This window comes from Streptomyces acidicola (genome assembly GCF_009377235.1).
Taxonomy (GTDB): Bacteria; Actinomycetota; Actinomycetes; order Streptomycetales; family Streptomycetaceae; genus Streptomyces; species Streptomyces acidicola.
In genome coordinates, this window is sequence record NZ_VMNX01000075.1 from 1 (window position 1) to 25,717 (window position 25,717).

Consider the following 25,717-nt stretch of genomic DNA (forward strand, 5'->3'; position numbering starts at 1 on the left):
GCCCCCACCCGTCCGCCCGGCGCCAGCTCTCCAGGTCGGTGCCGATGGCGATCAGCCCGGTGCCGCCGGCGACCACCGCGCCCGCCCGCGTCCCGAGGGCGCCCACATACGCGGTGACCGCGTCGGCGGCCAGCGCGACCCGTCGCACATCGAGCTCGCGCCCCAGGGCCTCCGGGAGTTCGGCGCGCATCCGGTCGCCCAGAGTCGCGAACCCGGCGGCGCCGATCGCCACCGCCCGCGGTGGACCGCTCCCGGCGTCGTCGAGCAACTGCCGCGCCATGGGCAGGAGCTGCTCCAGCAGATGCCCGGCGTCGATGCCCCGCGGGCCGGTCCGCACCGGCTCCCTGGACACCAACGGAGCGGAGCGGACCCGGCCTTCCGAGGCCAGCACCGCGCGGAGCCCGGAGCCACCCGAGTCCACGGCGAGCACGACGGGTGGGGCGAGGCCTCGGGTGCCGGTCATGGCAGCCGCCGATGCACGGGCCGCGTTCCCTGCCGGGCGAGCAGGTCGCCCGCGCGGCCGAACGGACGGAAGTCGAAGAATCCGCGGTCCGCGGACACGGGGGAGGGGTGGGCACGACGACCACGGCGGCGTGGCTTGACCAGCGGACGCACCAAGCTCCTCCCCTTCCCGGTGACCGGCAGCGCGACCTGCTCGGCGGGCTCGAAGATCTGGACGAAGATCTGGACGACGAAGATCTGGGACGAGGAGGAAGAGTAGCGCCGAGAACGGCGTCCGCGCGTGAGGGCTTCTCCGTTTGTGCGGGGGCATGGCGTGGACCAGTAGAGTGACGCGCCGTGGCACCACGACCCTTGCATGAACTTGTTGAGGCAGGCTGGGCGAAGGCCCTCGAACCTGTGGCCGAACGCATCGCCTCCATGGGCGACTTCCTCCGGGCCGAGATAGGGGCCGGCCGGACCTATCTGCCGTCCGGACCGAATGTCCTGCGGGCCTTCCAGCAGCCCTTCGACGACGTTCGCGTCCTGATTGTCGGCCAGGACCCTTACCCCACACCGGGGATGGCCATCGGGTTGAGCTTCGCGGTGGCGCCCGAGGTGCGTTCCCTGCCGGGCAGTCTGGAGAACATCTTCCGGGAGATGAACTCCGACCTGGGGCTGCCCAGGCCGTCGAACGGGGATCTGACGCCGTGGACGAAACAGGGTGTGCTGCTGCTCAACAGGGCGCTGACGACGGCCCCCCGCAAGCCCGCGGCACACCGGGGCAAGGGGTGGGAGGAAGTCACCGAGCAGGCCATCCGGGCGCTGGCCGCGCGCGGTAAACCGCTGGTATCCGTCCTGTGGGGACGCGACGCACGCAATCTTCGGCCCCTTCTCGGGGATCTCCCGGCCATTGAGTCGGCTCATCCCTCGCCGATGTCGGCGGACCGAGGCTTCTTCGGCTCCCGCCCGTTCAGCCGCGCCAACGACTTTCTTGCCCGCCAAGGAGCCCAGCCGGTGGACTGGCGCCTGCCGTAGACGGCGACCGGGGCCGGCTGCTCGTTCCCGTGAGGGCCGGCCTGGCAGCCCCCGGACGTGTGCGGGAGCCGTAGGAGAAGTCTCCCGACGATCAGGCAGGCCCCGGACCCCGGCGTGCCCGTCAGCCCACCACCGCCGCACGCACGCACAGCACGTCCGGCAGGTGGGACGCCAACTGCCGCCAGCTGTCGCCGTCGTCCGCCGACGCGTACACCTCTCCGTTTCTGTTGCCGAAGTACACGCCCGCCGGGTCCGCGTCGTCCGTGCACATCGCGTCGCGCAGCACCGTGCCGTAGTGGTCCTCGTCCGGCAGGCCGGCCGACAGCGGCTCCCAGGTCCTGCCCGCGTCCGTCGTGCGGAAGACACGACAGCGCCGCCCCGCCGGGACGCGGTCCGCGTCGGCGTTGATCGGGAAGATGTACGCGGTGTCCCCGCGGTGGGGATGGGCCGCCGCGGCGAACCCGAACGTGGACGGCAGCCCCTCGCCGATGTCCGTCCAGTGCGCGCCCGCGTCGTCGCTGCGGTACACACCCCAGTGGTTCTGCAGGTACATCCGGTCCGGTGTCACCGAGTCCCGCGCGACCTTGTGCACGCACTGACCGAACTCCGGGTTCGGATCCGGCAGGAACACCGCGGAGACACCGGAGTTGGAGGGCGCCCAGCTCGTACCCCCGTCCTGGGTGCGGAACACGCCGGCCGCGGAGACGGCGACCGTCATCACCTGCGGGTCGCGCCGGTCGGTGAGGATGGTGTGCAGGCCCTCCCCGCCGCCACCGGGCACCCACTTGTCGCGCGTCGGGTGCTCCCACAGGGACCGGACGAGGTCGAAGCTCTCCCCGCGGTCCGCCGAGCGGTACAGGGCGGCAGGCTCCGTGCCCGCGTACACGACGTCCGGCTCCGCCGCCGAGGGGTGCAGCTGCCACACCCGCTCCAGCGACGCTCCGGTGTCCTTGGGGAACTTCACGGCGGCCTGGGCGGGCTCGGTCCAGGTCCGGCCGAGGTCGTCGGAGTGGAAGACGGACGGCCCCCAGTGCGCGCTGTCGCCGCCGACCAGCAGCCGGGGGGTGTCCGTTCGGGTGTCGATTGCGACCGCATACACGGCCTGCGCGTTGAAGTACGGGCTCTCGTCGAACTCCCAGGCGCCGCCGCGCCGCCGTCCGATGAACAGACCTTTGCGTGTGCCTACGGTGAGCAGGATGTCGGCCATGCCGGCCACCTCCGGGACGTCGTTGTCTCAGACACGGGCCAGTCTGCACCCCACCACTGACACTCACCCCCGGAGAGGACGTCGCCGCAGGTCGGAACGGGTGTCCCGCGCCGAACGAGCATGTCGGCCGGGCCACCACGCCGGCTTGGATTCGGCCCTGCCGGAGCTCGCGACGACCGTACGGAACGCGCCGTCCGGCCGGGGTGACGCATTCGTCATGAGCATCGGAGAGGCCACCCGCGTATGGGAGGGCGCCCTGGCTTGTCTGTGCGTTCGTGAGGAGGGTGCCCTCGATGGTGGCATTCCGAGGTCCGAAGGTGTGGTTGTGGCGATGGCGGCGGAATCCGCTGCGGCGCCGCAGCGACCGGATCGAGGCATGGGTGGTCCTCGCGGCCTGGACCTTCACCGTGCTCGGCGGGGTGGTCACCGGACTGTTGGCGACGAGGTCCGTCGAGCAGAACCTCGACCGGCAGCGCATCGAGTGGCGCCCTGTCGTGGCGCAGCTCACCGAGGACGCCCCGGGAGCGGCCGCGACGTCCGCCCCCGGATCCACGCGCGTGTGGGCCGAGGTCCGCTGGACGGCGAGGGACGGCTCCGCCCACACCGGCCAGACCCGGGTCGCGCCCGCCAGCGCCGTGGGCACGCCGGTCACGGTCTGGACCGACACCGACGGCCGCATGGTCACCGAGCCGGCCACACGGTCCGAGGCCCGTGTCCGCTCCTCGCTGATCGGCGTCCTCGTGGGCGTGACCGCCGCGGGCGTCCCCTTCGTGGGCGGCCGCCTTGTACGCGGTCGCCTGGAGCGCCGCCGCATGGAGGAGTGGGACGAGGAGTGGGAGCGTGTCGGGCCGTTGTGGGGGCGTAAGACCTGGTAGCGGCGAGTGGCGGGCGTACGGCCGCGCCCGCACGCGCTGCACGCCGGAGCGGCTGTACGAAGGCGCCCGTCAGAGGCGCTTCGCACAGCCGCCCGGCTCCGGCCGCGGCCGGAACGAGTGCGATGGACTCAGCCGAACTCGGACCCGCCGGTACTGGATGCGACTCAGCTGTACCTGATCACACAGCTGTACCTGATCACACAGCTGTACCTGATTACTCAGCTGTACCTGATTACTCAGCTGTACCTGATGTCGGACGCCGAATACTTGCAGTACGTGCTGTCGGGCCCGCTGCCGTTGGTGGGCGGTTCGGCGCCCGTGTTGTTACCGATGTACTTCTGGCAGGGGACGATCTTCTTGCTGGAGTCCCCGACGATCGTGATGCCTCTCAGGGTGGCGCTGTCGCCGTAGTTGGTGTTGATGCCGACGAGCTTGCCGCCCTTCCAGGTCGCCTCGATGGTGTTGAGGTTGATCGTCCGCTTGTACTGCGTGGAGCAGTTGCCGCACGAGCGGACGAAGGTGCCGAAGTTCTTCGCGGCGAAGTTGGAGATGTTGAGCGTCCCCGCCCCGTTGAACTGGAACACCTTGTCGGTGGCCTCCTTCGCGCCACCACCGGAGACGGTGTAGACGTTGGACGACGAGGAGCCCCGGAACGTCGCCGCGTCCTCGCCGACGTCCTCCCACCAGACGTTCTGCAGTGTGCAACTGCCCTTGCAGTGGATGCCGTCCGCGGCGGGGGCGCCGATGATGACGTTCTTCAGTACGGCGCCGGCAGCGAGCTCCAGGATCGGTCCCTGGTCCTCTTCCTGGCCGCCGGAGCCGAGGTCCCCGGTGCCGTAGAGGCGCTTCATCCCGTAATCCTTGGTGCCGGAGATCGGGATGGTGGCGGAGACCCCCTCGCTGCCGTTCGGGGTGGGCCAGGTGGCGGCGCTTGCCGGAGCGGCGCTGCCCGTCATGATCATGCCAACCGAGAGTCCGAGTGTGGCCAGTGCTCCGGTCAGCGCGCGCGTGCGGGCGCGTGGACGTGCCGCAGAAGTCATGTCCCGATTCCTTCTGTCTGTTGAGGTGTGGACTGTGCTCTTCGGTGGGGGTGGTTGTGTGTGGGGGGATTGCCCGGGTGGTCCCGTGGGGGGCTAGAGCTTTCCCGCGCCCGCGCCGGACGTCACCGAGGCGACGACGGACGAGGCGGACTCGGCGGTGTAGCTGTAGGGCGGGCTCGTGAAGCTGCCCACCTGGGAGACCTCGGTGGCGGCTCCGCCGAGATCGTTGCCGCGCAGGTTCGCGTAGCCGTCGATGTCGCTGCTGCGGTTCGTGGTGACCGCGATCTTCGTCGAGCGGAAGACGTTGTTCTCGACGAGCATCTGGGAGCCCATGCGCGAGTGGCAGGCGGTGTCGGCGCCGTTCACGTAGTTGTTGTAGAAGTGCCCGGTGCCGAAGCGCAGGCTCGGGATGCGCGAGTAGACGTTGTCGAACTCGTTGTGGTGGTACGTCACCTTCAGATGGCCGGTGTCCTCCGAGGAGTTGTTGTCGCTGTGGCCGACGAGTGACCCCTTGAAGTGGTCCTTGAAGGTGTTCCAGGACACCGTCACGTAGTCGGAGCCGTGGTTGATGTCGAGGAGACCGTCGTAGTAGTCCTTGTCGTGATCGCGGTCCGCCGAGAAGGAGTTGTGGTCGATCCACACCTTCGTCGACTCCTGGACCGTGATGCCGTCGGAGGGCGCGACCGGCTTGCTGATGTTGAGGTTGCGGACGACGACGTTGGTCGCCCCCTTGATCCGCAGGCCGCCGCCTGTGAAGCCGGATGACGAACCGACGCCCAGGACCGTGGTGTTGGAGCCGATGTCGACCTGACCGCTCAGCGAGATCAGGCCGTTGACACGCACCACCTTCGCCGCGTTCCCGGTGACGGCTGTCTGGAAGGCGGACAGCGTCGACACGGTCACCGGGCCGGCGCTGCCGCCACCGGTGGTGCCCGCGCCGAATCCGATGGGCGTGGTCTCGGCGGCACCCGCCGGCTGGGGGGCGGCGACCATGGCGACGGTTGTGAGGGCGGCCGCGGTGGCCGCGGCCAGAGTGGATCGCCGCGCTCGTGTACGTGGGGGGAGAGTGCGCATGCGGGGGCGTCCCTTCAGGAGGACCTGGTGGGTCATGTACGTGACTGTTGTTCGCCAATCTGGTCGCCGCGCGCGAGCCGAGCCGCCCGACAGGGAGGCAGTGGGGTTTCAACGAGTGCAATTCCCCAGGTGGTGCTGACCTCCGGCCGCTCCGGTCTCATGTGTGCGAGGGAGCTGTCGGGTCACTCTTCTGAACGGAAGGTAGGGGGTAAGCGCTTTCTGGTCAACGGTTCACGCAGAAGGTTTTGGGGCCGCTTCGCGCCCGCCCCGTCCCCGTGTTCATCGAATCTTTTCGGTGAGTGGGAGCGCTTCCAAGGCCTGCATGTGCATGTCACGATGCCTTTGGTCTCCACGGCCGGAGGCCGGTTCCCGCGCGGTTGCTCCGCGCAGTTGCTCCCCACAGTTGTCCGTGGCGTCAGAAAGGGACGAGGACGTGTCCACCCCTGCCGGCATCACCGCGAGAAGACCGCTCCGCACGACACTCCTTGCGCTCCTCGGAGGACTGGTCCCCTTACTCGCGGCCTTGTTGTTCGCCGCGCCTCAGGTCTCGGCGGCCCCCAGGACCACAGCTGTCCCTCCGGGGGCGACGGCGGCTCCCGCCGCACCGGCCGGGGACGCGGCACCCACCGCGTCCCTCACCGAGGTGACGAACTTCGGCCCCAATCCCAGCAACCTCCAGATGTACCTGTACGTGCCGGACACCGTCACCGAGAACCCCGCGGTCCTGGTGGCCGTCCACTGGTGCACCGGTTCCGGCCCCGTGTTCTACTCGAACACCGAGTTCGCCTCGCTCGCCGACCGCTACGGGTTCATCGTGATCTACCCGTCGGTCACCCGTAGCAGCAAGTGCTTCGACGTCTCCTCGCCCCAGGCCCTCAAACGGGGCGGCGGCAGTGACCCGGTGGGCATCAAGTCCATGATCGACTATGTCACTCGCACCTACGAGGCCGACACCGGCCGGATCTTCGCCACCGGCGTCTCCTCGGGGGCGATGATGACCAACGTCCTGCTGGGCGACTATCCCGACGTGTTCGCCGGCGGCGCCGCGTTCGCGGGCGTGCCCTTCGGCTGCTTCGCCACCACCGACGGCTCCGAGTGGAACAGTGCCTGTGCGGGCGGCACCGTGACGCACACCCCGAAGGAGTGGGGCGACCTCGTGCGGGGCGCCTACCCCGGCTACACCGGCCCCCGCCCCCGTATGCAGCTCTGGCACGGCACCGAGGACGACGTCCTGCGCTACCCCAACTTCGGGGAGATGATCAAGCAGTGGACCGAGGTGCAGGGCATCAGCCAGACGCCCACCCGCACCGATTCGCCCGCGTCCGGCTGGACCCGCACCCGCTACGGCTCCACCGGTGACCAGGCCCCCGTCGAGGCCATCAGCCTCCAGGGCGTCGGCCACAATCTGATTACCACGGGCATGGCGGCCCGCGTGATCACCTTCTTCGGCCTGGACAGCGGCGGCCCCGCGCCCCAACCCCAGCCCGGCGGCTGCAAGGTCTCCGTCACCACCAACGCCTGGAGCACGGGCCTGACCGCCTCGGTGACCATCACCAACACCGGCACCACCGCCGTCAACGGGTGGAGTCTCGCCTTCACGCTCCCCGCCGGCCAGACCATCACCAACGGCTGGGGCGCCACCTACGCACCGGCGAGCGGGGCGGTGACCGCCACCAACGCCGCGTACAACGCCACGATCGCCCCGGGCGCTAGCGTCGGCATCGGCTACCAGGCCGGCCATACCGGCGGCAGCGCGGGCCCCACCGCCTTCGCCCTCAACGGCGCCAACTGCACCACCTGACGGACGTCACGTACAACCGCCCGTTTCCAGGCGCGCGCCGGGCCCCCGGCGCGCGCCCGCCGATGCCACCCCGCGTACAGGAAGGCACGTCGCTCGTGAAGCCGTCGCACGGAGAGCCACAGCCGACGCATCCGTCACAGTCATCGCAGCAGCCGCAGTCGTGGAGAAGCGCACCCTTCGTCCCCTTGATCGCCGTGTGCGTGCTGGCGCTGGCCCTCGTCGCCACCTCGTCCGCGATGGGTGCCGTCGGCCACAGCGGCGAACCGGCGGCCGCCCAGCAGTCGCGTACGGCCCAGTGGCACTGGGTGAACACCTGGACCGCGATGCCGCAGCTCACCGAGCCCGGCAACATGCCGCCCCCGCCGTTCACCGGGAGCGACGCCGTCCTGGTCGACACCACCCTGCGGCAGACAGTGCGTGTCTCCACCGGCGGTGAGCGCGTTCGGCTGCGCTTCTCCAACGCCTTCGGCGGCGCCGCGCTGCCCCTCACCGCGGTGACCGTGGCCCTGCCCCGGGACGGGCGGGCCGGAGTCAGTGCCATTGAGCCCGGGAGCCTTCAGCGGGTGACGTTCAACGGACGTCGGTCGGCCACCGTGCCGGTCGGCGCCCAACTGGTCTCCGACCCTCTGGAGTTCGACCTCCGGCCGGGCACCAACCTGACCGTGACGGCCCACCTCGCCGAGGGCCAGAAGTCCCTCGCGCTCACCTCCCACCCCGGCTCCCGCACGACGTCGTACCTCCGGCACGGCGACCACTCGACGGCCGCGGACCTGTCCGGGGCGACCGCCACCGACCACTGGTACCTGCTGAGCGACGTCGAGGTCGTCTCCCGCGCCACCACGGCCGCCATCGCCGTCCTCGGTGACTCACTGACCGACGGCCGCGGCTCCACGACCAACGGCAACAACCGCTGGCCCGACCAGTTCTTCGACCGTCTCCAGGCGCATCCCGCCACTGCCGACGTCGCCGTCCTGAACCAGGCCGCGGGCGGCAACCGGGTCCTCAACGACGGCCTCGGTCCGAGCGTCCTCGCCCGCCTCGACCGCGACATCCTGGCCCGCAGCGGTGTCGCCTGGCTGATCGTCTTCGAGGGCGTCAACGACATCGGCACCGCGGCGGCCACCGAGCCCGCCCAGCGCGCCGTCACCGCCGACCTCGTCGCCGCCTACGAGCAGATCGTCGTCCGCGCGCACGCGCAGGGCATCCGTGTGTACGGCGCGACGCTCCTGCCGTTCGGCGGCAACACCCTGTACGACGACCCCGCCGGGCTGCGCGAGGCCTCACGGCGAGCCGTCAACGACTGGATCCGCACCAGCGGCGCCTTCGACGCGGTCATCGACCTCGACCGCGCGGTACGCGACCCCGCGGACCCGCGCCGTCTGCGCACCGAACTCCACGACGGGGACTGGCTGCACCTCAACCCGGAGGGCTACCGGACCCTGGCCGCCGCCGTACCCACCCGGCTCTTCCGCACCCCGCCCCGGCCCTCCGGCCTCACCGCCGACTGAATGCGGCCGTACTCGCGGTGGGGGCGCGCGGCACGGTGCGGCCCGGGACGTCCGCTCAGGCGGACCGCAGGTACTGGTCCGGTACGTGGATGTCCGCGCCGAGTTCGCGGGCCGCGAGGCGGGCGAAGGAGGGGTTGCGGAGCAGTTCGCGGCCCAGCAGGACCGCGTCCGCCTCCTCGTTGACCAGGATCTTCTCGGCCTGCTCCGCGTCGGTGATGAGACCGACGGCGGCCACGGGGAGTGTGGCCTGGGCCTTCACCCGGGCGGCGAACGGCACCTGGTAGCCGGGGCCGACCGGGATGCGGACGTGCGGGGCGTTGCCGCCGCTGGAGACGTCCAGCAGGTCGACGCCGTGCTCCTGGAGCGCGGAGGCGAAGCGGACGGTGTCGTCGGCCGTCCAGCCTGCGTCCTCAAGCCAGTCGGTGGCGGAGATGCGGAAGAACAACGGCTTGTCGTCGGGCCACACCTCCCGCACCGCGTCGACGACGTCGAGGGCGAAGCGGATGCGGTTCTCGTACGAGCCGCCGTACGCGTCCGTGCGGTGGTTGGAGTGCGGGGAGAGGAACTCGTTGATCAGGTAGCCGTGCGCACCGTGGATCTCGACGACCTCGAAACCGGCGGTCAGGGCACGCCGGGCGGCCTGAGCGAACTGGCCCGTGATCTCCCGGATCTGATCCACGGTCAGCTCGTCCGGCACCGGGTGCCCCTCGTCGAACGCGATCGCGCTCGGAGCCAGCGGCTGCCATCCGTGGGCGTCCGGCCCGACCGGCGCGCCACCCTTCCAGGGCCGGTCCGTCGAGGCCTTGCGGCCGGCGTGAGCGAGCTGGATGCCGGGCACCGTGCCCTGCGCCTTCATGAAGTGCGTGAGCCGGCGGAACGCCTCGACCTGGGTGTCGTTCCAGATCCCGAGGTCGTACGGGGAGATGCGGCCCTCGGGGCGGACAGCGGTCGCCTCGACGAGGATCAGGCCCGTACCGCCGGTGGCCCGGGCTCCGTAGTGCGCGAAGTGCCAGTCGCCGGGGGCGCCCGTGTCCGGTCCCTCGGGCGCGGCCGAGTACTGGCACATCGGGGCCATCCACACCCGGTTCGGGATCGTCACGTCACGGAGGCTGAGGGGCTGGGAGAGGGCGCTCATGGTGAGCTGCTCCATTCGTCACGGGGCCGAAGGACGACTCATACGATAGGCATCGTAGTACGGGAGGTGTCAAACTACGATGCCTCTCGTACAATGGAGGTCTCGCGAATGAACTGGAGCCGACGTGACCCCCGCCGCCCCTGCCGCCGCAGGCCGCGCCCTCCCGCACCCGGCGCGCGACGAGATCCGGCTGGAGGGCGTCCTGCACGCGCTCTCCGACCCGATGCGTCTGCGGATCGTGCGAGAGCTCGCCGCCGACGGCGGCGAGCTCACCTGCTCGGACTTCGACCTGCCGGTCACCAAGTCCACGACCACGCACCACTTCCGAGTGCTGCGCGAGAGCGGGGTGATCCGGCAGACCTACCGGGGCACGGCCAAGATGAACGGCCTGCGCGACGACGACCTAGACGACCTCTTCCCGGGGCTCCTCGACAGCCTTCTCGCCGCCGCCGCTCGCCAGGCCGCCCGCCTCGGTGGCTGAACCGGCCCTCGCGGGCAGGTGGTTGAAGAGCAGGTTCAGCACGATCGCCGTCAGGCAGCCCGCGCTGATCCCGCTGTCCATCACCGTCTGGAACCACTCCGGGAACTTGTCGTAGACCGTCGGCACCCCGACCGGCAGCATGCCCACGGCCACCGAGACCGCCACGACCGTCAGGTTGTTGTTGCCCCGGAAGTCGACTCGGGCCAGCGTGCGCAGTCCGCTCCCGGCGACCGTGCCGAACATCACCAGGCCCGCACCGCCGAGCACCGGCGCCGGGATCGCCGCGACCACCGCGCCCAGCTTGGGCAGCAGGCCGAGCAGCACGAGGATGCCGCCCGCGGTGGCGACGACCCAGCGGCTGCGCACGCGGGTCATGCCGACGAGGCCCACGTTCTGGGCGTACGCCGTGTACGGGAAGGTGTTGAACACACCGCCGAGGACGGTCGAGAAGCCGTCGGCCCGCAGACCGTCGGCGAGCGAACGCGGCTCGACCTTCCGGTCGGTCATCTCGCCGACGGCTATCAGGTCACCCGTCGTCTCGGTCATCGTCACCAGGGCCACGACCAGCATCGACAGGATCGCCGAGACATGGAACGTGGGCACGCCGAAGTGGAACGGTGTGCTGATGCCCAGCCAGTCGGCGTCCCCGACCCCGCTGAAGTCCGTGAACCCGAACGGCACCGCGACCGCGAGCCCCACGCCGATGCCGACCAGCACCGCGATCCGGCTCAGGAACACGGGCGCGAACCGCTGCACGCCCAGCACCACGAGGAGTACGAAGGCGGCGAGCGCCAGGTTCTCCGGCTCCCCGAAGTCCTCCGCGCCCACCCCGCCGGCGGCCCAGTTGCCCGCGACGGGCAGCAGGGAGACACCGATGATGAGGATGACCGTGCCCGTGACGAGCGGCGGGAAGAAGCGCAGCAGCCTGCCGAAGACGGGTGCCAGCAGCATGATCGCGAGTCCGGCCACGATCACCGAGCCGTAGATCGCGGGAAGTCCGCCGCCCTCCGTCCCTATGAGCACCATCGGCGACACGGCCGCGAACGTACAGCCCTGCATGATCGGCAACCGCACCCCGAACCGCCACACGCCCACGCACTGGATGAGCGTCGCGATCCCGCACACCAGCAGGTCCGCGGTGATCAGGTACGCCAGGTCGGCGGGCGGCAGCCCCATGGCTCCGCCGACGATCAGCGGGACCGCCACGGCGCCCGCGTACATCGCGAGCACATGTTGCAGGCCGAAGGCGGCCAACTGGCGTATGGGCGGGACTTCGTCCACGGGGTGCACGGGCGCGGGCGTGGCCATGGGTACTCCAGAGGCGAGCGGGCCTATCAGGGGCATGACAATGCAGGTCGGGACGGCTTGAACAGCACGAGACCGTAACGGGCTTGCACCGTTTGTTGATTTCGGCGGTGTTGCCGATGGGTGTCATGGCCACCGAAGCACGGGCGACCCTGGTACGGCCTGCCCCGCGGGCACCCCTGTCATGCGCTCCCGCTACGCGCCGCCTCCAGCAGCGACTTCCAGTCCGGCAGCTTCACCACACCCCGCCCGAGCGAGGCCCCGAGCTCCGCCTCGGCCCGCTCGATCGCCTGCCACCCCGACCACTCCACAGGCGTGATGCCCGCCGCCCGCAGCGCTTCGAGCGGATCGCCGGACACCTTCCGCCGTGCGAGGACGGGGGCGTCCTCCAGCAGCGAGGTCACCGTCTCCTTGGCGCACGGCCGGTTGGTGCCGATCACCCCGGTCGGGCCCCGCTTGATCCATCCGGCCACGTACTCGCCCGGCGCCACCACACCCTCGCGCAGCACCCGCCCGGCCAGATGCGGCACTGTGCCGCGCTCCGCGTCGAACGGCAGCCCGTCGAGCGGCACCCCGCGGTAGCCCACCGACCGCAGCACCAGCTGGGCCTCGATCTCCTCGTACTCGCCGGTGCCCGTCACCCCGCCCCGCCCGTCCGGCTCCGTCCGCTCGAAGCGCACCCCGCACACGCGGTCGCCGTCGGCGAGGAACTCGACGGGCCGGAGGAAGAAGCGCAGCGAGATCGTGTGCCGGTCGTCCCCGGTGGGCGAGGAGGCCCAGCCACGCAGCACCTCCACGTTGCGGCGCTGGGGGGCGGGCAGACCGGACGGGTCGACATACGCCGGATCGAGCTCCAGCTCCGACGGATTCACGCTCACCCGGGTGTCCGGCATGCTGCCCAGCTCGCGCAGCTCCTTGGTGGTGAAGCGCGCCTGCGACGGGCCGCGCCGGCCCACCATGTGGACCTGGGTGACCTCGCTGGCGGCGAGCGCGGCCAAGGCGTCCTGCGGCATGTCGGTGGGGCTCAGCTCCGTCGCGCCCCGGGCCAGCATCCGGGTCACGTCCACCGCGACGTTCCCGACGCCGATCACCACGGCCGCCCGGGCACTGAGCACGAACCCGTCCGTGAGAGAGTCCGGGTGGGCGCTGTACCAGGACACGAACTCGGTCGCCGACCAGCTGCCCCACAGGTCCTCGCCCGGGATGCCGAGACGCCGGTCCGTGGCGGCGCCCACGCAGTACACCACCGCGTGGTACAGCGCCCGCAGGCGCTCGACCGGCAGTCCGGCCGGACCGACCTCGACGCCGCCCAGGAAACGCACCCGCTCGTGCTCCAGCACGGTCCGCAGGTTGTTCTGCAGCGACTTGATCTTCTCGTGGTCGGGCGCGACCCCGTACCGCACCAGGCCGTAGGGGCACGGCAGCCGGTCCAGGACGTCGACGTGCACCGAGGGATCCTGCTGCACCAGGGTCTGCGCGGTGTAGACCCCGCTCGGACCCGAGCCGACGACGGCGACACGCAGCACGGGGGACTCCTTAGACGAGGAGATCGCTGATGCCTTCAGCATCGCACCGCACCGTCCAACACGGGAGGGACACGAGCGGGACACCACCCGAGGGGGTGGCGCCCGCTGCGCTGACGGGGTGCCGTAGGGGCCCGGGCGCGCGTGGTGCTGCGCAGCGGATGTGATCATTCCCTACGTTGTGCATGTGCTGGCAGAATCCTTCATTCACCTTTCTGGCCGGAACCGTCCGGACGGGGTCGTCTCCGTGTGGCCCGCGTGGGAAGTGCAGGAGCACGACGGAGCCACGGCCTGGTACAACGCCCAGCTGATCTTCCCCGACGGTGCCCGTGTCGACGTACTCGCCGTGGTGTCCGAGGGGCACGTCCTCCTCGAAGAGGTACGGGCCCAGCCGTCGCTGTCCCTGGACGACCTGACCGTGCTCGCGGACTGGATCGAGGGTCCGCTCTTCGAGGCGTGCGGCGCCCGGTCCGCCTGGCCGCACGGCGTCGAGGGGCGGCGGCGCGTCGCCGAGGAGTACCGCGCCGCCCAGGAGCAGGGGATCGATCCGGTCCTCGCGGTGATGCGGGCGACCGGTCACAGCCGCCGCAGATCGCTCAAGCTGATCGCCGGAGCACGGGACGAGGGCTTCCTGACACCACGTCACACACGGCGTTAGGCCCTGTCGTCACACGCGGTGCCAGGGGACCCCGGCCGGTCGCCGTCGCGTGCGGCGGCCGTCACAGCATCTCGCGCATCCGGCTCATCTCCGCCGTCTGCTGCGCGATCACGTCGTCGGCCATCTCCTCGACCAGGATGTTGTTGCCCGCGGCCTTCAGGTCCGTGGCCATTGTGATGGCGCCCTCGTGATGGGTGGTCACCAGTGTCAGGAAGAGCTGGTCGAAGGCCTTCCCCTTCGCCGCCCGCAGCTTCTCCAGCTGCGCCTCGGTGGCCATTCCGGGCATCGCCTCGTGCTGTTCGTGCCCGCCCGAAGTGTCCTTCTTCTCGCCGCCGTTGTTCTTCAGCCAGCCCTTCATGGCGTCGATTTCCGGCTGTTGCGCGGCCGAGATGCGCGCGGCGAGGCGCTTGACCTGGGTCGACTCGGCGCGGCTGGGCACGAGTGCGGTCATCTCCACGGCCTGGGTGTGGTGCTTGATCATCATCTGCGCGTAGGTGAAGTCCGCCGCGTTGGGTGAGTCGTCCTCCGCGCGCCGCTTCTTGGCGTCCTCGGCGGAAAGGGTCTCGGCGGCCTCGCCCGGCTTGCCGGGGGCGATCACCGCGGGCCCGGTCGCCTTCGCGGAGTCGGCGTCCTCGCCCGAGTCCGCCCCGGAGTCGCACCCCGCGAGCGCGAGCAGGGCAGCCGCCGCCAACGCCGGGATCAGTGGCGCGCGGGACGTACGACGAACGAGCACAGTGACCTCCTGGAGCACAGGAACTGACGTACACCTCGTGAGTGTTGGTGACCGGTCTAGCACGCTTCGGAGCATCAGTGATCAAAAATATTCATTACGAGTGTGTTGCCATCTGTTGATCTGTGCATGATGCGGACGATACTGCGGGGGTCCATGAACCGTTCACCAGCGAACGGCTACGAGGGAGGACGGACACAGTGACCCTGTTGAACGACCTGCGAACGCGCCGCAGACGCCTCGGAGTTGCCGCGACCGCGGTGGGGCTCCTGGCCGCACTGCTCACCGCCGGGCCGGCGGCCGCGACTCCCGACCCCGGGGACAGTCCCGCCGCCCCGGAGAAGGTCTCCAAGAGCGACGCCGCCGAGGCGAGGGCGGCGATCGAGAGCGGTGACATACCGGGGAAGGACGAGATCGTCCACTCCGACAACATGAAGCACGTCGCCAATGTCCCCAAGGACCTGCTGCCCGGTACCAACTCGGACCTGGCGTTCCAGGGCAGGTACGCCTTCGCCGGCAACTACGACGGCTTCCGTATCTTCGACATCAGCAACCCGAAGGCTCCGAAGACGGTGTCCCAGGTGCTGTGCCCGGGCTCGCAGAACGACATCTCCGTCTCCGGCAACCTGCTGTTCCTGTCCACGGACTCCTCGCGCAGCGACAGCTCCTGCAACAGCACCACGCAGCCCGCGACCGAGAAGTCCTCGTGGGAGGGCATGAAGGTCTTCGACATCAGCGACAAGAAGAACCCGAAGTACGTCGCCGCCGTCGAGACCGCCTGCGGCTCGCACACCCACTCGCTGGTGCCCGAGCGCAAGAACGTCTACATCTACGTCTCCTCGTACTCGCCGAGCGCCTCGTTCCCCGACTGCCAGCCGCCGCACGACGGCATCTCCGTCATCAAGGTGCCGCGTAACGCGCCCGAGAGGGCGGCCGTGGTGAACTTCCCGGTGCTCTTCCCCGGTGAGGGGCCGGACGGCGGCGGCAACCCGGGCGGGCCCACCAACCCGGGCGTGTCCAAGACGACCGGCTGCCACGACATCACCGTGCTGCCCTCCAAGGACCTCGCGGCGGGCGCCTGCATGGGTGACGGCATCCTCCTCGACATCAAGGACCCGGAGCGCCCGAAGGTCATCGACCAGGTCCAGGACAACGTGAACTTCGCGTTCTGGCACTCGGCGACCTTCAACCAGAAGGCCAACAAGGTCGTCTTCACCGACGAGTTGGGCGGCGGCGGCGCGGCCACCTGCAACGAGGCCATCGGACCGAACCGCGGTGCGGACGGCATCTACGACATCGTCGGCAAGGGCGACGACCGCAAGCTCGTCTTCCGCAGCTACTACAAGATCCCGCGTTACCAGGCGGACACCGAGAACTGCGTCGCCCACAACGGCTCGCTGATCCCGGTCAAGGGCAAGGACATCATGGTCCAGTCCTGGTACCAGGGCGGCGTCTCCGTCTGGGACTTCACCGACTCCTCGAAGCCCAAGGAGATCGCCTACTTCGAGCGCGGCCCGATCAGCACCGACACCCTCGTGGGCGGCGGCACCTGGTCGGCCTACTACTACAACGGCTACATCTACTCGAACGACATGGTGAAGGGCTTCGACGTCCTGAAGCTCAGCGACCGGCGCACCGACGCGGCCGAGCGGGTCCGCATGAGTGAGCTCAACGTGCAGACGCAGCCAGACTACTTCGACTGATCTGCCTGATCCGTCTCATCCGTCTGATCCGCACACCGGTCGTCCACCCCTCCGCGGGGCCGGACGACCGGTGTGCCCGCGGAAGCCGTTTCCTGGAACGCCGTCACGATTCTTCGTTGACCGAGGCGTTGCGTGGGGACATCCTGTAACTCCTGCGTTGACTGGCCGCCAGTCAACTATACTCAGCGCCTCCGGGTGATCACCCTGCGTGGGTGCACCCTGAGCTGCCCGTCCCGGGCCACGCGGGGGATGGTCCGGGACGGGTGTGCAGAGCCACCGGCCTGAGGCATGTCACCCGGCGGCCTTTGACGCTTCCTCAGCCGACCAGATTCAGCACGGGCCGCAGTCCGTCCGGCCGTTCCGCCGCCGGCAGATGGTCCACGAAGTGCACCGCACAGCCCAGCGCCGCGGCACCTCCGTCGGCGGCAGGCTGATCGCCCACCATCAGCGTGTCTTCAGGCGCCACCCCCAATCCCTCGCACGCGACGGCGAACAGTCGCGGATCGGGCTTCTGGATGCCGTGTTCGTACGACAGCACGTACGTGCCCACATGTGGGTCGAGACCGTGGTGCCGGAACACCGGCCGCAGGTCCCAGCCGATGTTGCTGACCACGCCGACGGCCACACCGCGCTCGCGCAGCGCGGTCAGGACCTCGGCCGCGTCCGGGTACGGCTCCCAGGCGACCGGCGCCATGTGGCGGTCGTACAGGGCCTCGTGGAGCGCCGGATCCGGCAGGGAAACCTGGCGGGAGAGGCCGGTGTAGGCGGCCCGGTGGTGCTCGGCGCTCTCGTCCCGGATCGCCCACAGGTCGCCCAACTCCCCCGTCGGCGCTGTCGCCGGGAACGCCCCGCCCGCCAGCGCACCCGCCCTCTCCAGAGCCTCGGCGGTGCGGATCACGTCGGACTCCGGCAGGGCGACATCGGCCTCAGCCAGCACCGCGCGCAGCCAGGACTCGGTGGACTCGATACGGAAGAGGGTGCCCGAGAAGTCGAAGAGCACGGCTTTGATCGTCATGACGAGGATCCTTCGTGCCGGGCCCCGAAAAGGTCAAGAACGCCACGCGCCGTGCCACTTCTCGTACGACCACATCGCCAGCACCACCATCAGCGCCCCCAGCAGCCAGCCGCCCAGCACGTCCGACGCCCAGTGCACGCCCAGCCAGATCCGGCTCAGACCGACCCCCACGACGGAGACCACGGACACGGTGACCGCCGTCCGCCACAGGACGCGCCCGGCGCCGTACAGGTGCAGCAGCCACAGCACCAGGCCGCACACCACCGTGGCGGTCATGGCGTGGCCCGACGGAAACGCCGCGTAGTGGGCCGAGTCCACGGGGTCGGGCCACACGGGCCGCTCCCGGCCGACCGCGGCCTTCATGCCCTGTTGCAGCAAGGTGCCCAGGGCGCAGGTCGCCGCCACCCAGAGGGCGAGCAGGCGGGCCGACTGTCTCCACACCAGCCACACGACGGCGATCGCGGCGATGAGGCGCATCGTGAGCGGGTCCCACACCCAGTCCGTCAGGATGCGGAACACCTGGGTGACGCCCCGCTCTTCGACCGCCCATTGGTGTGTGGTGCGCGCGATGTCGCCGTCGAGCGACATGAGCGGCTGCCAGGAGACGGTCACCAGCAGCAGGAGCAGCACGGAGGGCAGGGCGAGGGCGCCGGCGGTGCGTACGACGGTCCGGGGGCCGGGTGAGCGGGTGGGTGAGTCGACGGACACGGGGTGCATAAGGTGATCCTCGCCGACCAGAGGGGTCGGAGGCGATCGCCGGAGCGTGAGGTTCCCATCACGTGACGCGAAGGGAACCATGCCGTCCGGTTGGTTCGTTGTCCTTGGCTCGACCGGATCCCGTGAGCCCCTGCAACCACGCGGAAATCAGGGGCACTTCCCCGAAGACGCTCAGCCGAGCGCCCGCAGCCCCGGTACGAAGGTGACCAGCAGGGGGACGACCGGCACCAGCGCCGCGGCCGCCGTCAGACGCAACCGGCGGGCGGCGGTGAGCCGGTCCGGGGGAGTGAGGAGCCGGTTGACGCGCTGCGGGACATGGGCTTCCGGGGTCGGACAAGGGCCGAAGACACCCCGGTCCTCGTTGAGCCCGACGAGGGCGAGGGCGATCGTGAGGCGGCCGAAGCGGCGCGAGGCCATGTCGTCGGCGGCGAGCTCGACCAGACGGTGCATCTCGTCGCGGAACGCGGCGAACACGGGCACCTGCGGAAACCCGTTCGCGAGCGCGGCCGAGCAGTGCAGCAGCCAGTCGTGCCGAGCCCGTGCGTGCCCCTGCTCGTGCGCGAGGACGGCGTCCAGCTGGCGCCCCTTCAGGCGCCGCAACGCGGCCGTGGTGATGACCAGTTGGGGTGCCGTCCCCGGCAGCCACCAGGCGTCGGCGCGCTCGCCCTCCAGGACGACGAGACGGTCGGTGCCGGGCTCCTCGCCCGGCAACAGCGGGGCGCGCACCAGGAGTTCGGCCCGCCGCTGCCGACGGCGTCGCCGCGCCCGTACGACCTCGCGCACCAGCATCGCCGCGGTCCACAGGCCACCGCACGCCAGCGCCACGGCGGTCGTCGCGGCCCACGGGTTACCCGTGCTCAGTGCGTACGCCTCCACGACCTCGTGCGGCGCCGGTGCGAACACATGGCCCCGCACGGCCGCCCACGCGGCGGCCGCGCTCAGCGTCATCGACAGCGCGCAGCACAGCAGCACGGCGACGACCACGCACTGCCACATCCAGAGGGCGACCACCGGTTCACGGTCCGGCCAGTCGGCCCGGGCGAGCAGCCGCGGGGCGACGACGGCGGTCAGGGCGCCGAGCAGCATCAGTGCTGCGGGGACCATCATGGGCGAAGCCTATGAGTGACGCGGCCCACGGGGACATGGCCACGGGCAGCAAAGTGACACAGACCACGTTTCGTACCGCCCCAAGGGCGACGACCTCGTCTGGGGAGCTCTGCCCTGAGGCGCTCGGTCACAGCGCCAGCAGCATGGCGAGCATCGCGATGCCCATCGACAGCCGACACGCCCGCGCCACCTCGGGCCGGTCGCTCCAGCCCATGGTTCCCGCGGAAGGTGCGCCTCCCGCGACAGCCGCCACGGGTATCAGCCGGACACCGGCCCACAGGACGTACGCGGTGAAGTACAGCAGGAGCGCACCCGTCACCAGAGGTACCCCCGAAGGGCCGTGCCCGCCATGGGCAGCGGGTGCGGCGGCCATCGCCGCCGCCATGTAGACCATCGCCAGCGCACAAACCGAGTGGTGCAGATGCGGCGGGCTCGTCCGGGCCGCCCACAGCGCGCGCAGCGCTGCCACGCCGAACACGGCCGCGTACGCCAGCCAGGCCCAGCGCGGCGGGGCCAGGACTGCCGTCGGCACGGCCATCGCGGCCATGCCGAAGCCCATGAACGCCTCGTCGCCCGCGGTGCGGCGCTGCTCCTCGACGGCGCTGTGCCTCCGCAGCAGGCAGTAGATGCCGGCCGCCGCGCACAGCGTGACCAGCAGCCAGCCGGAAGGACCCGCTCCGTACACCGCGCACCTCCCCCTCGACGGTGTCGGACAACGGTCAGGGCATGCCCCGAGCGCGCGGTGCGCACGCGAGCGCAAGGGTGTACGTGGGGGCGTGTGGGAGGGCATCTCAGGTGGGTGGAGCCACGCAGGAGCCGCGCACAGCGCGACGGGGTTCGGGATCGAGACCGGGCGGCAGCATGAACTAGCCGACCTAATGGGCTAGTTGCTGTTCCTGCTGGGGCGGGCGCTCACATCCCCGGCCGGTAGCGCAGCGGATGGTCCGCGGGCACCTCGACAAGCACGATCTCGGTGCCGTCCGGGTCCGCGATCCACATCTCGACCAGTCCCCAGGGCTCCTTCACCGGCGGCCGGAGCACCTCGACCCCGGCGGCCCTGAGCTCCTTGTACGCTCCCGTCACGTCCGCGACCTGGAGCCACAGCTTCAGCGCGGGTGACGGCGGGTTGTCGGACCGACCCGCGACCTCCAGGAAGCCGCCGCCGAGGAAGTACACGGTGCCGCGCTCGGGGCCCGTGCCGAACTCGCGGTAGACGGGAAGCCCCAGCTGCCCGCCGTAGAAGGCGCGGGAGCGGTCGGGGTCGGTGGGGCGCAGAAGGATGCGGCTGCTCAGTACGTGGACCATACGTGCGGAGCGTAGTGGGCGCAGGGATACGCTCAACGGTGCCCGCGCCGCGCCACCGACCGCCCCAGGAGCCGCCCCATGGACACCGCCGCCACCGGCCTGACCTTCCGCGACGCGACCGACGCCGATGTGGACGCCCTCGTCGCGCTGATCGAGTCGGCGTATCGCGGGGACTCCAGCCGGACCGGCTGGACCACCGAGGCGGACATCCTTCAGGGGCAGCGCACCGACCCCGAGGGCGTGCTCGCCGTCATCAAGTCACCCGACAGCCGTCTGCTCACCGTCGAGCGCGAGGGCGCCGTCGTCGCCTGCTGCCAGCTCGAACACCGTGGTGACCACGCCTATTTCGGTATGTTCGCCGTCAGCCCGCAGCTCCAGGGCGCCGGGCTCGGCAAGGTGATCATGGCGGAGGCCGAGCGGACCGTGCGCGAGACCTGGGGTGCCCGGGAGATGCACATGACCGTGATCTCCGTGCGCGGCGACCTCGTCGCCTGGTACGAGCGGCGCGGCTACCGCCGTACGGGACGGATGACCCCCTTCCCGTACGGCGACGAGCGGTTCGGTATCCCCCAGCGCGACGATCTGCAGTTCGAGCTCCTGGTCAAGGAGCTGGGCCGGCCGGGGCCGAACCCCCGGACCGTTACGCCGTGAAACGCCCCGTGCGCTTGATCTCCGGGTAGTCGGTCGTCGCGCCGTCCAGCTCCAGCGCGCGCACCAGCCGCAGGTGTTCCTGCGTGTTGACCACCCAGCCGATGATCCTGAGGTCCGCCTTGCGGGCGTGCTCGACGACCTCCAGCGTGATCCGCCGGATGTTCAGGACGAGCGTGGTCGCGCCGACCGCGGTGGCGCGCTCCACGACGTCCGTGCCGTAGCGGCTGGCCACCAGCGCGGTCCGTACACCCGGGACGAGGCGGCTGATCTCGGCGAGTGCCTCGTCGTGGAAGGACAGCACCTCCACGCGCGAGACCAGGTCACGGTGGTGCATCACCTCCGCGAGCGCCCGCGCTGCCGCCACGTTCTTGATCTCGGCCTGGAGCGGGGCCTTCACCGCGTCCAGGACCTCCTCGAACGTCGGGATGCGCTCACCGTGGCCGGCGTCCAGGGTGCGCAGCTCGGCGAGGGTCTTGTCGGCGATGGCCCCGGTGCCGTCCGTCGTACGGTCCACGTCGGCGTCGTGCATGACGACGAGGGCGTCGTCCTTGCTCAGGTGGAGGTCGAGTTCGATGAGGTCGAGGCCGGCCTGCTGCGCGGCGACGAAGGAACGGAGGGTGTTCTCGGGCTCGACACCCATGATTCCGCGATGACCGATGGTGAGGAAGTTCAAGGTTGACTCGCTTCCGTCGACGGCGGCTCGGGCCGCGTGGCCGGAAGGGAGCGCTCCACGCGGCAAGGCCGCAGCGTAGTCGCCTGGACGTGCGATGCATCCGGTCGTGCACGGGCTCGTGGCGGCGTACGACGCCGGAGAGCAGGAAGGTTCCGCTGGTGACCGTGGGGATTCGGTCACTCCGGGGTGGGCGAGTCCGGCGAGCGCTTGACTCTCGTCACACTACTGCACCCGACGGGTGCGTCCGAGGGGGCGAGTAGAGCGGAAGTAGTTGCCGAATCCGGTTCCGGCAGGAAAATTGCCGGTGAATGCGGTCTTGTGCAGGATGACTTCCTGATGGCCGGTCTTGCATGAATGATCCGGCCTTGCATACGGTGTCCTTACGCGAGGTTCTCCCGTGGAGGATGGGTCATGACGGAAATTCTTGTGCAGACAGGCGTGGAGGGGAAGGTTCCTCCTGTGGTCAAGGTGGTGGATCACTCTGCCTGGCCCGTGCTCAAGGATGCCGTGGAGCAGATCCGGCCATGGCAGGCCAAGGACGGCTCCATCGACTTCGGCGCCGAGGGTGCCCCGGACCGCTCGGACGCCGAACTGGCCGTACGCCGGGTCGTCGCCGCCGTAGAGGAGCTCTCGCCGCTGCTGCCGCATGACGCCGCCTACCACCAGGCGCTCGTGAAGGACCTGCGCCGCTGGGCCGACGAGGGCTTCGCCGTGCCCGACTTCCTCGACTCGCTGCTGGCCTTCCAGCCCGCGGCCCACCGCGAGGACGGACTTCAGCACCTGGTCGTCTTCCCGATGTACACGCAGAACGGCAACCCGGACCGCAACCTGGAGGCCGTCGTCCTGCGCATGGTGTGGCCGGACTGGCTGGCCGAGCTGGAGCGCACCCGCTACGACAACCCGCTGTTCTGCGGCATCACCTTCGAGGGCTTCACCGCCGGCTACGACACCAACTCGGCCGTCCTCTTCCCGGAGACCATCGCCGTACGCGAGGCGCCGGAACGTTTCTCCTGGGGCGGGATCTTCTGCGACCGCGAGGCCGCCCGCTTCCGCCGTGTCACGGAGGCCGCCGTCGACATCCTCGGGCTCGAACTGCCCGACGACATCCGCGAGATGGTCTCCGACCAGGGGCGCTGCCAGCAGGCGTTCGTCCTGTGGGACATGGTCCACGACCGCACCCACAGCCACGGCGACCTGCCCTTCGACCCGTTCATGATCAAGCAGCGGCAGCCGTTCTGGATGTACGGCCTGGAGGAGCTGCGCTGCGATCTCACCGCCTTCAGGGAGGCCGTGAAGCTGGAGGCCGACGGCTTCTCCCAGGGCCGTGACGTGCAGTACGCGGTGCTGTTCGACCGGATGTTCCGCTTCCCCGTCACCGGTGAGCGCGTCCGCAACTACGACGGCCTCGGCGGTCAGCTCCTGTTCGCCTACCTGCACAAGCACGACGTCGTCCGCTGGACCGACAACAGGCTTTCCATCGACTGGCAGCGCGCGCCCCAGGTCACCAACGGGCTGTGCGCCGAGATCGAGCAGCTGTACCGCGACGGAATCGACCGCCCCAAGCTCGTGCACTGGTTCGCCGGGTACGAGCTGGTCTCCACCTACCTCGCCCCGCACCCGGGCTCCCGCTGGGCCAAGGGCCCGGATGCCCTGGACCTGACCCAGCCCCCGCGGAGACTCGTCGACGACGTGCTTCCGGACGAGTTTCCGCTGAGCATGTTCTATGAGGCGCTTTCCAAGAAGCTCAAGCATGTGATCGCCTCGACCCGGGGTATCACCGCGGAGAGCACCCAGCGGGTCGCCGCATGAGTGCCACCCGTACCGAGAACGCTCAGCCGGCTCAGGAGGCGACGATGACCAACAGGAACGGGGCACTGAGCGGTGCGGTGATCGCGGTGGCCGGCGCGGGCGGACCCGCGGGCCGGGCCACGCTGATGCGGCTCGCCGACGCGGGAGCGGTCGTCATCGGCTCCGACAACGACCCGGAGCGGCTGGCCGAGGCCGTGGACGCGGCGCGTTACGCGTACGGCGGCGCCACCGTCATCGGTGACACGGTCGACCTGCTCGACCGGCAGTCCACGCTCGACTGGGCCGCGCATGTCGAGAAGGACTTCGGGCGCGTCGACGGCCTCGTCCACCTCGTCGGCGGCTGGCGCGGCAGCGAGACCTTCACCAGGACCAGCCTCGACGACTGGGATCTGCTGGAGCTGCTGCTCGTCCGCACCGTGCAGCACACCTCCCTCGCCTTCCACGAGGCGCTGCAGCGCAGCGACCGCGGCCGGTACGTCCTGATCAGCGCCGCGGGCGCGAGCAAGCCCACCGCGGGCAACGCCGCCTATGCCGCCGCCAAGGCCGCGGCGGAGGCGTGGACGCTGGCGCTGGCCGACTACTTCCGCAAGGCAGGGAAGGCGGAGGGGGCCGAAGGGCCGACCTCCGCGGCTGCCATCCTGGTCGTGAAGGCGTTGGTGCACGACGCGATGCGCGCCGACCGCCCCAACGCGAAGTTCGCGGGCTTCACGGACGTCAAGGACCTCGCCGAGGCCATCGTCGGCATCTGGGACAAGCCCGCCGCCGAAGTGAACGGAAACCGTCTGTGGCTGACCGAGAAGCCGTGAACCCTCCGAAGACCGACGCGCGGCGCCACCACGACCCGGAGGTCCGCGGCTTCGCCAGCGACAACTACGCGGGGGCCCACCCCGAGGTGCTCGCCGCCCTGGCCCTGGCCAACGGCGGGCATCAGGTGGCCTACGGTGAGGACGCGTACACGGAGAACCTCCAGCAGGTGATCCGCAGTCACTTCGGCGCGAGTGCCGAGGTGTTCCCGGTCTTCAACGGCACGGGCGCCAACGTCGTCGCGCTCCAGGCGGTCACCGACCGGTGGGGCGCGGTGATCTGCGCGGAGAGCGCCCACATCAACGTCGACGAGTGCGGGGCGCCCGAGCGGGTCGGCGGGCTGAAGCTGCTCACCGTCCCGACACCCGACGGCAAGCTCACGCCCGAGCTGATCGACCGGCAGGCGTACGGCTGGGAGGACGAGCACCGCGCGATGCCGCAGGTCGTCTCGATCGCCCAGAGCACCGAACTGGGCACCGTCTACACACCCCAGGAGATCCGCGCGATCTGCGAGCACGCCCACGCACGCGGCATGCGGGTGCACGTGGACGGCTCCCGGCTGGCCAACGCGGCGGCCTCCCTGAACGTCCCCATGCGCACGTTCACCAACGCGGTCGGTGTCGACATCCTCTCCCTGGGCGGGACGAAGAACGGCGCCCTGTTCGGTGAGGCGGTCGTCGTGATCAACCAGGACGCCGTCAGCCACATGAAGCACCTGCGCAAGCTGTCCATGCAGCTCGCCTCCAAGATGCGCTTCGTCTCGGTGCAGCTGGAGGCCCTGCTCGCCAGGGATCTCTGGCTGCGCAACGCCCGGCATGCCAACGAGATGGCCCAGCGGCTCGCCGAGGGCGTACGCGCGGTGCACGGCGTGGAGATCCTCCACCCGGTGCAGGCCAACGCGGTCTTCGCGCGCCTGCCGCATGAGGTGAGCGAACGGCTGCAGAAGCGCTACCGCTTCTACTTCTGGGACGAGGCGGCCGGCGACGTCCGCTGGATGTGCGCGTTCGACACGACCGAGGAGGACGTGGACGGGTTCGTGGCGGCGCTCAAGGAGGAGATGGCCCGATAGGCCACTGGGACTCTGCTTGCATAGATATACGGTCACCCGAAAAGTCATTGA

Annotated in this window: 25 protein-coding genes and 1 pseudogene; 12 read left to right on the forward strand and 14 right to left on the reverse strand. The window is 70.2% G+C overall.

Annotated features, from left to right (window positions below; genetic code table 11):
- Positions 1–463: pseudogene (locus tag FPZ41_RS20560) on the reverse strand (ATPase); the annotation flags it as partial.
- A 135-nt stretch (positions 464–598) separates the two neighbouring features.
- Here FPZ41_RS20560 and FPZ41_RS49550 point away from each other — a divergent pair.
- Positions 599–721, forward strand: coding sequence for a hypothetical protein (locus FPZ41_RS49550; RefSeq protein ID WP_265584241.1), 123 nt, complete (start codon positions 599–601; stop codon positions 719–721).
- Between the two features lie 77 nt (positions 722–798).
- Positions 799–1,476 (forward strand): uracil-DNA glycosylase, encoded by a 678-nt coding sequence (locus FPZ41_RS20570; RefSeq protein ID WP_322620496.1) that lies wholly within the window; start codon positions 799–801, stop codon positions 1,474–1,476.
- A gap of 121 nt (positions 1,477–1,597) precedes the next feature.
- Here FPZ41_RS20570 and FPZ41_RS20575 read toward each other — a convergent pair whose 3' ends face one another.
- Complete coding sequence (locus FPZ41_RS20575) at positions 1,598–2,683, reverse strand: WD40/YVTN/BNR-like repeat-containing protein (protein WP_152864671.1); 1,086 nt, start codon at positions 2,681–2,683, stop codon at positions 1,598–1,600.
- Positions 2,684–2,976: 293 nt separating this feature from the next.
- Between FPZ41_RS20575 and FPZ41_RS20580 the strand changes: the two genes are divergently transcribed.
- The gene (locus tag FPZ41_RS20580; protein WP_152864673.1) at positions 2,977–3,558 is read left to right on the forward strand and encodes an Rv1733c family protein; all 582 of its coding nucleotides are present in this window, start codon (positions 2,977–2,979) and stop codon (positions 3,556–3,558) included.
- A 236-nt stretch (positions 3,559–3,794) separates the two neighbouring features.
- On the opposite strand, the gene FPZ41_RS20585 is transcribed toward FPZ41_RS20580, so the two are convergent.
- The gene (locus FPZ41_RS20585; RefSeq protein ID WP_152864675.1) at positions 3,795–4,598 is read right to left on the reverse strand and encodes a pectate lyase; all 804 of its coding nucleotides are present in this window, start codon (positions 4,596–4,598) and stop codon (positions 3,795–3,797) included.
- Positions 4,599–4,691: 93 nt separating this feature from the next.
- Complete coding sequence (locus FPZ41_RS20590; protein WP_152864726.1) at positions 4,692–5,672, reverse strand: pectate lyase family protein; 981 nt, start codon at positions 5,670–5,672, stop codon at positions 4,692–4,694.
- Between the two features lie 433 nt (positions 5,673–6,105).
- On the opposite strand from FPZ41_RS20590, the gene FPZ41_RS20595 reads away from it, so the two are divergent.
- Positions 6,106–7,473, forward strand: coding sequence for an extracellular catalytic domain type 1 short-chain-length polyhydroxyalkanoate depolymerase (locus FPZ41_RS20595; protein ID WP_322620497.1), 1,368 nt, complete (start codon positions 6,106–6,108; stop codon positions 7,471–7,473).
- 185 nt (positions 7,474–7,658) lie between these two features.
- A complete protein-coding gene (locus FPZ41_RS20600; RefSeq protein ID WP_228022859.1) occupies positions 7,659–8,981 on the forward strand; it encodes an SGNH/GDSL hydrolase family protein in 1,323 nt (440 codons plus the stop codon).
- 55 nt (positions 8,982–9,036) lie between these two features.
- Here the strand turns inward: FPZ41_RS20600 and FPZ41_RS20605 are convergent, their stop codons facing one another.
- On the reverse strand, positions 9,037–10,116 hold the full coding sequence (locus FPZ41_RS20605) for an NADH:flavin oxidoreductase/NADH oxidase (protein ID WP_152864681.1): 1,080 nt from the start codon (positions 10,114–10,116) through the stop codon (positions 9,037–9,039).
- A gap of 124 nt (positions 10,117–10,240) precedes the next feature.
- Here FPZ41_RS20605 and FPZ41_RS20610 point away from each other — a divergent pair, with 124 nt between their 5' ends.
- The gene (locus FPZ41_RS20610; RefSeq protein ID WP_322620498.1) at positions 10,241–10,597 is read left to right on the forward strand and encodes an ArsR/SmtB family transcription factor; all 357 of its coding nucleotides are present in this window, start codon (positions 10,241–10,243) and stop codon (positions 10,595–10,597) included.
- Here FPZ41_RS20610 and FPZ41_RS20615 read toward each other — a convergent pair.
- Positions 10,520–11,905: a nucleobase:cation symporter-2 family protein gene (locus FPZ41_RS20615; RefSeq protein WP_152864683.1), complete on the reverse strand. Its 1,386-nt coding sequence runs from the start codon at positions 11,903–11,905 to the stop codon at positions 10,520–10,522. The genes FPZ41_RS20610 and FPZ41_RS20615 overlap by 78 nt on opposite strands.
- Positions 11,906–12,084: 179 nt before the next feature.
- Positions 12,085–13,428 (reverse strand): FAD-dependent oxidoreductase, encoded by a 1,344-nt coding sequence (locus FPZ41_RS20620; protein WP_322620499.1) that lies wholly within the window; start codon positions 13,426–13,428, stop codon positions 12,085–12,087.
- 184 nt (positions 13,429–13,612) lie between these two features.
- On the opposite strand from FPZ41_RS20620, the gene FPZ41_RS20625 reads away from it, so the two are divergent.
- Positions 13,613–14,083, forward strand: a complete 471-nt coding sequence (locus FPZ41_RS20625; protein WP_322620500.1) for a DUF6214 family protein — start codon at positions 13,613–13,615, stop codon at positions 14,081–14,083.
- Positions 14,084–14,144: 61 nt separating this feature from the next.
- On the opposite strand, the gene FPZ41_RS20630 is transcribed toward FPZ41_RS20625, so the two are convergent.
- A complete protein-coding gene (locus tag FPZ41_RS20630) occupies positions 14,145–14,816 on the reverse strand; it encodes a DUF305 domain-containing protein (protein ID WP_322620501.1) in 672 nt (223 codons plus the stop codon).
- Positions 14,817–15,013: 197 nt separating this feature from the next.
- Between FPZ41_RS20630 and FPZ41_RS20635 the strand changes: the two genes are divergently transcribed.
- Positions 15,014–16,516: an LVIVD repeat-containing protein gene (locus FPZ41_RS20635; RefSeq protein WP_322620502.1), complete on the forward strand. Its 1,503-nt coding sequence runs from the start codon at positions 15,014–15,016 to the stop codon at positions 16,514–16,516.
- 316 nt (positions 16,517–16,832) lie between these two features.
- Here the strand turns inward: FPZ41_RS20635 and FPZ41_RS20640 are convergent, their stop codons facing one another.
- From FPZ41_RS20640 to FPZ41_RS20660, 5 genes are all read right to left on the reverse strand, one after another.
- Positions 16,833–17,531, reverse strand: a complete 699-nt coding sequence (locus FPZ41_RS20640) for an HAD family hydrolase (RefSeq protein ID WP_152864688.1) — start codon at positions 17,529–17,531, stop codon at positions 16,833–16,835.
- Positions 17,532–17,564: 33 nt separating this feature from the next.
- Positions 17,565–18,248, reverse strand: coding sequence for a phosphatase PAP2 family protein (locus tag FPZ41_RS20645; RefSeq protein ID WP_152864690.1), 684 nt, complete (start codon positions 18,246–18,248; stop codon positions 17,565–17,567).
- 171 nt (positions 18,249–18,419) lie between these two features.
- On the reverse strand, positions 18,420–19,355 hold the full coding sequence (locus FPZ41_RS20650) for a M56 family metallopeptidase (protein WP_131563934.1): 936 nt from the start codon (positions 19,353–19,355) through the stop codon (positions 18,420–18,422).
- Between the two features lie 127 nt (positions 19,356–19,482).
- Positions 19,483–20,040 (reverse strand): DUF5134 domain-containing protein, encoded by a 558-nt coding sequence (locus FPZ41_RS20655; protein ID WP_322620503.1) that lies wholly within the window; start codon positions 20,038–20,040, stop codon positions 19,483–19,485.
- Positions 20,041–20,267: 227 nt separating this feature from the next.
- Complete coding sequence (locus FPZ41_RS20660) at positions 20,268–20,660, reverse strand: VOC family protein (RefSeq protein ID WP_152864694.1); 393 nt, start codon at positions 20,658–20,660, stop codon at positions 20,268–20,270.
- A 78-nt stretch (positions 20,661–20,738) separates the two neighbouring features.
- Between FPZ41_RS20660 and FPZ41_RS20665 the strand changes: the two genes are divergently transcribed.
- A complete protein-coding gene (locus FPZ41_RS20665; protein WP_152864696.1) occupies positions 20,739–21,311 on the forward strand; it encodes a GNAT family N-acetyltransferase in 573 nt (190 codons plus the stop codon).
- On the opposite strand, the gene FPZ41_RS20670 is transcribed toward FPZ41_RS20665, so the two are convergent.
- Positions 21,301–21,984 (reverse strand): glycerophosphodiester phosphodiesterase, encoded by a 684-nt coding sequence (locus tag FPZ41_RS20670; RefSeq protein WP_152864698.1) that lies wholly within the window; start codon positions 21,982–21,984, stop codon positions 21,301–21,303. The two genes, FPZ41_RS20665 and FPZ41_RS20670, sit on opposite strands and share 11 nt — an antisense overlap.
- Before the next feature lie 411 nt (positions 21,985–22,395).
- Here FPZ41_RS20670 and FPZ41_RS20675 point away from each other — a divergent pair, with 411 nt between their 5' ends.
- Genes FPZ41_RS20675 through FPZ41_RS20685 form a run of 3 tightly spaced genes read left to right on the forward strand, consistent with a single transcriptional unit; the run spans position 22,396 to position 25,666 of the window.
- Positions 22,396–23,793, forward strand: coding sequence for a DUF6421 family protein (locus FPZ41_RS20675; RefSeq protein ID WP_152864700.1), 1,398 nt, complete (start codon positions 22,396–22,398; stop codon positions 23,791–23,793).
- A 44-nt stretch (positions 23,794–23,837) separates the two neighbouring features.
- Complete coding sequence (locus FPZ41_RS20680) at positions 23,838–24,599, forward strand: SDR family NAD(P)-dependent oxidoreductase (RefSeq protein ID WP_131563940.1); 762 nt, start codon at positions 23,838–23,840, stop codon at positions 24,597–24,599.
- Complete coding sequence (locus tag FPZ41_RS20685; RefSeq protein WP_322620504.1) at positions 24,596–25,666, forward strand: threonine aldolase family protein; 1,071 nt, start codon at positions 24,596–24,598, stop codon at positions 25,664–25,666. The genes FPZ41_RS20680 and FPZ41_RS20685 overlap by 4 nt, the downstream gene beginning before the upstream one ends.
- The last annotated feature ends 51 nt before the right edge of the window (positions 25,667–25,717 follow it).

Excerpts from the sequence above, each read along its gene's own strand:
- FPZ41_RS20575 (WP_152864671.1), bottom strand. The coding sequence starts at position 2,683 with ATGGCCGACATCCTGCTCACCGTAGGCACACGCAAAGGTCTGTTCATC.
- FPZ41_RS20580 (WP_152864673.1), top strand. The coding sequence starts at position 2,977 with ATGGTGGCATTCCGAGGTCCGAAGGTGTGGTTGTGGCGATGGCGGCGG.
- FPZ41_RS20585 (WP_152864675.1), bottom strand. The coding sequence starts at position 4,598 with ATGACTTCTGCGGCACGTCCACGCGCCCGCACGCGCGCGCTGACCGGA.
- FPZ41_RS20590 (WP_152864726.1), bottom strand. The coding sequence starts at position 5,672 with ATGCGCACTCTCCCCCCACGTACACGAGCGCGGCGATCCACTCTGGCC.
- FPZ41_RS20605 (WP_152864681.1), bottom strand. The coding sequence starts at position 10,116 with ATGAGCGCCCTCTCCCAGCCCCTCAGCCTCCGTGACGTGACGATCCCG.
- FPZ41_RS20615 (WP_152864683.1), bottom strand. The coding sequence starts at position 11,905 with ATGGCCACGCCCGCGCCCGTGCACCCCGTGGACGAAGTCCCGCCCATA.
- FPZ41_RS20640 (WP_152864688.1), bottom strand. The coding sequence starts at position 17,531 with ATGACGATCAAAGCCGTGCTCTTCGACTTCTCGGGCACCCTCTTCCGT.
- FPZ41_RS20645 (WP_152864690.1), bottom strand. The coding sequence starts at position 18,248 with ATGCACCCCGTGTCCGTCGACTCACCCACCCGCTCACCCGGCCCCCGG.
- FPZ41_RS20650 (WP_131563934.1), bottom strand. The coding sequence starts at position 19,355 with ATGATGGTCCCCGCAGCACTGATGCTGCTCGGCGCCCTGACCGCCGTC.
- FPZ41_RS20660 (WP_152864694.1), bottom strand. The coding sequence starts at position 20,660 with ATGGTCCACGTACTGAGCAGCCGCATCCTTCTGCGCCCCACCGACCCC.
- FPZ41_RS20665 (WP_152864696.1), top strand. The coding sequence starts at position 20,739 with ATGGACACCGCCGCCACCGGCCTGACCTTCCGCGACGCGACCGACGCC.
- FPZ41_RS20675 (WP_152864700.1), top strand. The coding sequence starts at position 22,396 with ATGACGGAAATTCTTGTGCAGACAGGCGTGGAGGGGAAGGTTCCTCCT.
- FPZ41_RS20680 (WP_131563940.1), top strand. The coding sequence starts at position 23,838 with ATGACCAACAGGAACGGGGCACTGAGCGGTGCGGTGATCGCGGTGGCC.